Source organism: Aedoeadaptatus acetigenes, assembly GCF_025566985.1.
Taxonomy (GTDB): domain Bacteria; phylum Bacillota; class Clostridia; order Tissierellales; family Peptoniphilaceae; genus Aedoeadaptatus; species Aedoeadaptatus acetigenes.
Genome location: NZ_JAOQJD010000043.1, coordinates 1 through 514, shown reverse-complemented (window position 1 = coordinate 514; position 514 = coordinate 1). Strand labels below are relative to the sequence as shown.

Here is a 514-nt window from a genome sequence, read left to right as displayed (position 1 = left end):
CCATGGCTTGTTGAAGGATGTTGGTAAAGATGGACTCGAATAGGTCGGTGTCTTGAAAACGCCGACGGTAGTTTTGCCCAAAGGTGGTGAAGTGGGGGATTTTATCGTAGAAGTCGAGTCCTAAGAACCAACGATAGGCCAGGTTGACTTCGACTTCTTTGATGGTTTGGCGCATGCTGCGAATGCCATAAAGGTGTTGAAGGAAGACGAGTTTAATGAGAACCACGGGGTCGATGCTGGGTCGGCCGTTGTCTGGGCAGTAAAGGTCTTCCACCAGGTCATAGATGAAGTCGAAGTCCACGTAACGGTCAATTTTTCGCAAAAGATGATCTGCCGGCACGAGTTGATCCAGAGCAATCATTTGAATTTGTTCTACTTTTTTCTTGTCTTCTTTGTGTAGCATGGCGGCCTCCTTTTTTCTCTATTTTACTATAATTGAGTGGCTTAAAGCGGTTTTAAGACACAAAAAGGGAGGGTGAATCGGTTGATTCACCCTCCCTTTGTCATCACTCTG

At 46.1% G+C, this 514-nt stretch carries 1 protein-coding gene; it reads right to left on the bottom strand.

Annotated features, from left to right (window positions below; all coding sequences use genetic code 11):
• On the bottom strand, positions 1 to 403 hold a 403-nt coding region (locus tag OCV31_RS09680; RefSeq protein WP_148474691.1), incomplete at its 3' end, for a transposase.
• Between the last annotated feature and the right edge of the window lie 111 nt (positions 404 to 514).